The sequence below is a fragment of the Eubacterium sp. AF15-50 genome (assembly GCF_934835595.1).
Classification (GTDB): Bacteria; Bacillota; Clostridia; order Lachnospirales; family Lachnospiraceae; genus Eubacterium_G; species Eubacterium_G segne.
This window is the reverse complement of sequence record NZ_CAKVZL010000098.1, coordinates 1-7581: the sequence shown is the minus strand read 5'-3', so window position 1 is coordinate 7581 and position 7581 is coordinate 1. Positions and strand designations below refer to the sequence as shown.

8 protein-coding genes and 1 pseudogene are annotated in these 7581 nt (G+C 35.1%); 8 read left to right on the top strand and 1 reads right to left on the bottom strand.

Annotated elements, in window-relative coordinates; all coding sequences use genetic code 11:
- Positions 1-26: 26 nt before the first annotated feature.
- From vanS to pckA, 3 genes are all read left to right on the top strand, one after another.
- Positions 27-1106, top strand: a complete 1080-nt coding sequence (gene vanS, locus Q5O73_RS09310) for a vancomycin resistance histidine kinase VanS (RefSeq protein ID WP_368076759.1) — start codon at positions 27-29, stop codon at positions 1104-1106.
- 125 nt (positions 1107-1231) lie between these two features.
- Positions 1232-2095, top strand: a complete 864-nt coding sequence (locus Q5O73_RS09305; RefSeq protein ID WP_302669546.1) for a C39 family peptidase — start codon at positions 1232-1234, stop codon at positions 2093-2095.
- Between the two features lie 177 nt (positions 2096-2272).
- Complete coding sequence (pckA, locus tag Q5O73_RS09300) at positions 2273-3877, top strand: phosphoenolpyruvate carboxykinase (ATP) (protein ID WP_302669545.1); 1605 nt, start codon at positions 2273-2275, stop codon at positions 3875-3877.
- 109 nt (positions 3878-3986) lie between these two features.
- On the opposite strand, the gene Q5O73_RS09295 is transcribed toward pckA, so the two are convergent.
- Positions 3987-4874 (bottom strand): LysR family transcriptional regulator, encoded by an 888-nt coding sequence (locus tag Q5O73_RS09295; protein WP_302625041.1) that lies wholly within the window; start codon positions 4872-4874, stop codon positions 3987-3989.
- Between the two features lie 314 nt (positions 4875-5188).
- On the opposite strand from Q5O73_RS09295, the gene Q5O73_RS09290 reads away from it, so the two are divergent.
- The 5 genes and pseudogenes from Q5O73_RS09290 to Q5O73_RS09270 all read left to right on the top strand — a co-directional run.
- The gene (locus Q5O73_RS09290) at positions 5189-5884 is read left to right on the top strand and encodes a F0F1 ATP synthase subunit A (RefSeq protein ID WP_366459355.1); all 696 of its coding nucleotides are present in this window, start codon (positions 5189-5191) and stop codon (positions 5882-5884) included.
- Between the two features lie 41 nt (positions 5885-5925).
- The gene (atpE, locus tag Q5O73_RS09285) at positions 5926-6156 is read left to right on the top strand and encodes an ATP synthase F0 subunit C (RefSeq protein WP_021952726.1); all 231 of its coding nucleotides are present in this window, start codon (positions 5926-5928) and stop codon (positions 6154-6156) included.
- Positions 6157-6180: 24 nt separating this feature from the next.
- Positions 6181-6633 carry a F0F1 ATP synthase subunit B gene (atpF, locus tag Q5O73_RS09280; RefSeq protein ID WP_021952725.1) on the top strand — a complete coding sequence of 151 codons (453 nt, stop codon included), beginning with the start codon at positions 6181-6183 and terminating at the stop codon, positions 6631-6633.
- Positions 6611-7129 carry an ATP synthase F1 subunit delta gene (gene atpH / locus Q5O73_RS09275; RefSeq protein ID WP_302669544.1) on the top strand — a complete coding sequence of 173 codons (519 nt, stop codon included), beginning with the start codon at positions 6611-6613 and terminating at the stop codon, positions 7127-7129. Before atpF ends, atpH begins: the two co-directional genes overlap by 23 nt.
- A 5-nt stretch (positions 7130-7134) precedes the next feature.
- A pseudogene (locus Q5O73_RS09270) lies at positions 7135-7581 on the top strand (F0F1 ATP synthase subunit alpha); the annotation flags it as partial.

Here is a 7581-nt window from a genome sequence, read left to right as displayed (position 1 = left end):
GGGCTACATAGTTGAGGAATAAATAAATGAAAAGTAAAATAACAGGGAGATTCATAAGAAAATACATAGTAACAGGTGCGGTTTTTACTCTTTTAGTTATTGGGTTGGCTGTGGGAGCTGTTATATTATGTCATACCAGAATATGGTATGGAGATGACCCTACCTATATATTTCTAAAAATGATAGACCAAAACAAGTGGCAGATAGGCATTGGTTTTGTGGGCATTGGATGGATTATTATAGCATGTTTTTTTATGGTGAAATGGATTGGATATATTGGTGAAATTGCTTTGGCTTCAGAGAAACTTGCCGATTTGTCAGAGGATACAATTATACTTCATGACGATTTGAAGGAAATTCAGGATCAGTTAAATGAATTAAGAAAAAAAGCAATTAAAAATGCCAGGGTTGCAAAAGAGGCGGAGCAAAGAAAGAATGATTTAATAGTATATTTAGCCCATGATTTAAAAACCCCCCTTACAAGTGTTATAGGCTACCTTACCCTGCTGGGTGAGGAACCGGACATACCGGCAAAAACACGGGCAAAATATGTGGGAATTACTTTAAGGAAGGCAGAACGCTTAGAGGAACTAATTAATGAATTTTTTGATATTACAAGATTTAACCTTAGCAAAATTGAAATTGATTTGGAGAAAACCAATTTAAGCAGAATGATTGAGCAGGTGTGCAATGAATTTATCCCGGTTCTTATGCAAAAAGGTCTTACATGGAATCTGGCAATTACTCCTGACATTTTTATTATGTGTGACACTGACAAAATCCTAAGGGTATTTGATAATCTTATAAGAAATGCCATAAATTACAGTTATAATGATACGGAAATAAAATGTAGTCTTACATTAGAAGACAATGTTGTATATTTCAAAATAAAAAACAAGGGAAAGACTATTGCACCTGAAAAATTAAAGCGTATTTTTGAACAGTTTTTCAGGCTGGATTCCTCCCGTGGGACAGCTACCGGCGGCGCAGGGTTAGGACTTGCCATAGCAAAAGAAATAGTGGAACTTCACGGCGGAACAATTACAGCAGAAAGTAGGGATGAAAGCATTGCCTTTCAGGTGGCACTTCCATTAAGTGAGCCTTAAGAATTTCGTAAGAAATATGCAAGTGTTTTGAAACAATGGTTATACAAATAATTAAAACATAAAAATCTCCTATAAGTTAAACTTTTAATGAAAACAAAGTATAACTTGTAGGAGGTTTTTTACATATGAAAAGGAGAAGAAGGAAAAAAATAAGAGTTGTAAGGGTGACAATTTTTGTAGTAGCTATACTTATTGTAATATTTGTAGGAAGTAAAGGGGCAGGTTTTCTCATAAACCTAAAGCAAACAGACACAGAAGAGGTTACGGCAAAATATAAAGCAGAAACTCCCGTAAAAAGAGATTATAATGAAGCAGAGAAAAAATTAGCCGGGCTATCTGAAAAATATCCGGAATTTAAGCCAATATATAATAACAGAAATGAGTATCCGCAGGAAATAATAAAATCTCTTTGCAATACGCCTGAAATGATTGAATTTGTTAAGGGATACTTAGATTCAGGTAATAAGGCAAAGGGAGGTCTTACAAAGAAAGAAAAACAGGCGAAAATACCATTACTGATTCAGTGGGATAAAAGATGGGGGTACGCACCTTATGGAGAATCAGATATAGGAATGGCAGGGTGTGCACCAACGTGTTTATCCATGGTAATTGTAGGATTAACTCATGATGACAGTGCGACACCATATGAGGTAGCAAAGTACGCACAGGATAATGGGTACTATGTGGAAAATACGGGAACATCCTGGGGTCTTATGACGGAGGGGACAGCAGATTTTGGCGTAGATGGCAGGGAAATATCTCTTGACAGAGAAACGGTTATGTCTAATTTGCAGCAGGGAAATCCCATTATTTGCAGTGTAAGACCGGGAGATTTTACAACGGAGGGACATTTTATTGTACTTACTTCTGCTCAAAATAATAAGGTAAAAGTAAATGACCCTAACAGCAGATCAAGGAGCCGGTTATGGGATTACGACAAAATTGAAGGACAGATAAAAAATCTGTGGGCTTTTAGTTTAAAATCTTAAATAAAATTTTTCTAATACAAATTTTATTGATTTTATCAATTAAATATGTATAATACTAAGGTAGGGAACCTGGACTGGATATGTACGGTATGGTTCTTTACTATTGTTGATATAATATTCTGCATGGCAGATATTAATTATATTACAAAATAAGAAGAAAAGAGGTTTTAAGGCAACATGGCAGAGATTAATTTAAGCAAGTATGGTATTACAGGTACCACAGAAATCGTGTACAACCCTTCTTATGAATTATTATTCGAAGAAGAAACAAAGCCGGAACTTGAAGGCTACGAAAAAGGAAAGGAAAGTGAACTTGGTGCAGTTAACGTTATGACTGGTATTTACACAGGACGTTCACCTAAAGACAAATTTATCGTAGAAGATGAGAATTCAAAGGACACTGTATGGTGGACAACTGATGAATACAAGAATGACAATCATCCGGCTAGCAAGGAAGCTTGGGAAACAGTAAAGGATATTGCAATTAAAGAACTTTCAAATAAGAAGCTTTATGTTGTAGATGCTTTCTGTGGAGCAAACAAAGATACACGTATGGCAATTCGTTTTATCGTAGAAGTTGCTTGGCAGGCTCATTTCGTAACAAATATGTTCATTAAGCCAACAGCTGAAGAACTTAAGAACTTTGAACCTGATTTCGTTGTTTACAACGCATCAAAGGCAAAGGTTGAAAATTATAAAGAATTAGGACTTAACTCAGAAACAGCTGTAATGTTCAACATTACAAGCCGTGAGCAGGTTATTGTTAATACATGGTACGGTGGAGAAATGAAGAAAGGTATGTTCTCAATGATGAACTACTATCTTCCACTTAAGGGAATTGCTTCAATGCATTGTTCAGCTAACACAGACTTGAATGGTGAAAACACAGCAATCTTCTTTGGACTTTCAGGAACAGGTAAGACAACACTTTCAACAGATCCTAAGCGTCTCCTTATTGGTGATGATGAACATGGTTGGGATGACAATGGTGTATTCAACTTTGAAGGTGGATGCTACGCTAAGGTTATCGACTTAGATAAGGATTCAGAACCTGACATTTATAATGCAATCAGACGTGATGCACTTCTTGAAAATGTAACACTTGATGAAAATGGAAAGATTGATTTTGCAGATAAGAGCGTAACAGAAAATACACGTGTATCTTATCCAATTAATCATATTGAAAATATTGTACGTCCTATTTCATCAGCACCTGCAGCAAAGAACGTAATTTTCTTATCAGCAGATGCTTTCGGAGTACTTCCTCCTGTATCAGTTCTTACACCTGAGCAGACACAGTACTACTTCTTATCAGGATTTACAGCAAAACTTGCAGGTACAGAACGTGGAATTACAGAACCTACACCTACATTCTCAGCATGTTTCGGACAGGCTTTCTTAGAGCTTCATCCTACAAAGTACGCTGAAGAATTAGTTAAGAAGATGGAAAAGAGTGGCGCTAAGGCATACTTAGTAAACACAGGATGGAACGGAACAGGAAAGAGAATCTCAATTAAAGATACAAGAGGAATTATCGATGCTATCTTAAATGGTGATATTTTAGATGCACCTACAAAGAAGATTCCTTACTTCAACTTTGAAGTTCCAACAGAACTTCCTGGAGTTGACCCTGCAATTCTTGATCCAAGAGATACTTATGCTGATGTTTCAGAATGGGAAGCTAAGGCTAAGGACTTAGCTGAAAGATTCAACAAGAACTTCGCTAAGTACGAAGGAAATGAAGTTGGTAAGGCTTTAGTTTCAGCAGGACCACAGATTTAATAAGAAATTATTGATATAAAAAGACAACCACGTTTGGGATTATCCATAAACGTGGTTGTTTTTGAGTATTCAAGACTATTTATAATGTTGCCGTATAAAAATTAGATAATTATATGTTTTCACAAATGAAATCCGTTATTTTCCTTACAGATGTACTCATTGCTATGTTTTTGTTGGTTACTAAACATATTTCACGTTCAGGTAAAGGTTTTTCTAATTCAATAGGAAAAACTTTGCCGGCAGCAATAACCTCTTCTGCTAATTCCTTAGGATAAAAACCTATGCCCAGGTTGTGGATTACCATAGGAAGAATCTGATCTGTGGTGGCAACCTCCATGTCAGGGTTAAAGGGAATATTATTACTTATATAGTATTTGTTATATAACTTATGAGTTCCGGTTCCTTCTGATAATGTAATAAGAGGAATTTCTGTTAAATCCTTTAGGTACTGTTTGTGAGCTGTAAGATATTTATATTTTGGGCCACAAATCAATATTTCCTCATATGTGGTAAGGGAAAACTGATTCATGGTCTTTTTTAACTTAAAGGGTGTTGTAACAACAGCAAAATCTATTAAATTAGCTTCTAATGAACGAATGGCATCAGGAGAAGAGTAGTTAAGTATACGGATACGCACATTAGGATATTCCTTGCGAAAAAATTCCAACTTGCTTAACAGTAAAAGCCTTAAGGCGTTTTCACTGGCACCAATGGTAATAATACCGTTTTCCAAGGTTCTATCCTGACGCAATTCTTCTTCGGCTAAAGAAAGCTGCTTGTATGCAATGGCAACATGCTTATATAATTTTTCGCCTTCAGGGGTAAGAACAATGCCACGGTTAGAACGGAGAAATAATGTACATTCTAATTCCTGCTCTAAATTGTTCATGCATCTTGTAATATTAGGCTGGTTATTGTGAAGAATATCAGCAGCCTTTGTAAAACTTTTATATTTTGCCACAAAATAAAATATTCTGTAATAGTCATATGTAATCAAATTTTTGCCCTCCTAAAACACAAAAATATAGTTAATAAACAGTTAACATTGTGCTTATATTGTAATATTTGTGAAAAAAATGTCAATGTTTTCGTGAAAAATAGCTTTTTAGACACGAGCATAAAAAATAATATAGTAAAAATTGCCATAAAAATGTGACAATTGTACAAAAAACTCGTCAATATAACTTAATTCAAAATTATAATACAAAAATAATATAATGAATATATCAAATATGTATTTTACATATTACAAAACTTGGAAGTATAATACAAACATCGAAGAAAATACATTAATAATTGTCTTAGAAAGGGGTGAAACTGTTGAATGACATCGTGGACAGATTGTTAGAAGAATTAAACTGCGATACAGTTTTTGAAATTCCAATCTTTGGCGGGATTCCAATTTATGAATCGGTTGTGGTAACCTGGATTATAATGGCTGTAGTATTTCTTTTATGTATTATTTTTGTAAGAAATCTTAAGGTTGAAAATCCTGGTAAAAAACAATTGGTTCTGGAGACAGCAGTTCAGGGACTGTATAATTTCTTCAAGGACACAATAGGGGAGCATGGAACTGCATACATACCATATCTTATGGCAGTTGCACTTTACATAGGTATTGCAAACCTGATTGGTCTGTTAGGTTTTAAACCACCAACAAAGGATATGAATGTTACGGTAGCTTTAGCAGTTATGAGCATCGTGTTAATTGAAGTATCCGGAATAAGACAAAAGGGTACTAAGGGCTGGCTGAAAAGTTTTGCAGAGCCTATGCCAATTGTATTACCAATAAACGTTTTAGAGATTTTCATTAAACCGTTGTCATTGTGTATGCGATTGTTTGGTAACGTACTTGGATCTTTTGTAATTATGGAATTGATAAAAATTATAATTCCTCCGGTTTTACCGGCAGTATTCAGTTGTTATTTTGATATTTTTGACGGATTAATACAGGCATATGTATTTGTATTTCTAACCGCATTGTTTATTAAAGAAGCCACTGAATAAATAATAAAAAATATAGATAAGAAAGAAAAGGAGAAATCAATATGTCAACATCATTATTAGTAGCAATAGGAGCAGGAGTAGCAGTATTAACAGGTATTGGAGCAGGTATTGGAATCGGTAAGGCAACAGCATCAGCATGTGACGCAATTGCAAGACAGCCGGAAGCAGAAGGAAAAATCAGTAAGTCACTTCTTTTAGGATGTGCACTTGCAGAAGCAACAGCTATTTATGGTTTCGTAATTGCATTGTTAATAATCCTTCTTTTAAAATAATAAAGCAGAAAGGCAGGAAAGCATATGCTTAGTTTAAATGCATGGAACATTATATGGATAGTTGTCAATCTGTTAGTTTTGTACCTTATATTTAAAAAATTCCTTTTTCAGCCTGTGTTAAATGTAATTAAAGCAAGAGAAGATTTAATTAATGAACAGTTAGAGAATGCTAAAAAAACTAACGAAGATGCATTGGAGAAGAAAAAGAACTATGAGGAACAGTTAAGTCTTGCAAAGGGTGAAGCAGATAAGATTATCATGGAGGCAAGAGAACGTGCTGAAAGTGAAAAGGTTAAAACTATGGAAAAAACCAGAAAAGAAGCACAAACCATGATGGATAGGGCAAAAGCCGATATTGCAAGAGAGGAAGAAAGTGCCAGAAGGGCAGCTCAGGCTGATATTGCCAGACTTGCTATGGTAGCAGCAGAAAAAATTATAAAATCAGGTGATGAGAGTGACAAGAGAATCAGTAAATAATGCAAAGGTATTATACCGTTTATCTTTTGACAGAAGTGAAGTAGAAAGGGCACAGGAGATTTACTTTTTGAGTTCTAAGTTACAGCAGGTTATGAATAACCCAACCATACCTTATGAAAAAAAGGCGGATATACTGGAAAAGATTTTTTCTAAGGCCGGTATTTCAGAGAAACTTGTAAAGTTTTTTCAGGTTATGTGTAAGCATAATGAAAGCTGTGAAATGAAAGATATTTTTAAAGAGTATTATCGATATAGCGATAAAATGAAAAAAATAATAAGAGCACAATTCTTTTGTACCTCATCAGCTACTGCAAAGGAAGAGGAGAAGGCAAAAGAATTACTTTCAGAGAAGTATAGCGGCTACACCATAGATTGGAAAAAAACAGTTGATGATACTTTGCTTGGCGGTTACATAGTAAAAGTTGGAAATATAGAATATGACAAAAGCTATAGAAACCGTTTAAGACAGCTGGAAGAAAAATTAACCGGGAGGTGAAATAAGTGAGTGCGGTTAGTGCAACAGATATAATCTCTATTATACAAAGTGAAATCGAAGGTTTTGATTTCAACGAAAATGGCGAAAAAGAAACAGGAACCGTTATATGGGTAGGCGATGGTATTGCAACCATATATGGAATCGAACATGCCATGTATGGTGAGATTGTTGTTTTTGATAATGGAGTAAAAGGAATGGTTCAGGATATCCGTCAAAATGAAATCGGATGTATTTTGTTTGGACGTGATACGGGAATCAAAGAAGGAACTAAGGTAGTAAGAACAAAGAAAAAAGCCGGAGTTCCGGCAGGAAAAGGTTTTATAGGCAGAGTTGTAAATGCATTGGGAGAACCTATTGACGGAAAAGGAAACATAGAAGAAGAGGCATACATGCCGGTGGAAAATGAAGCTCCCGGCATTGTAGAGCGTAAATCAGTAGATACACCAATGGAA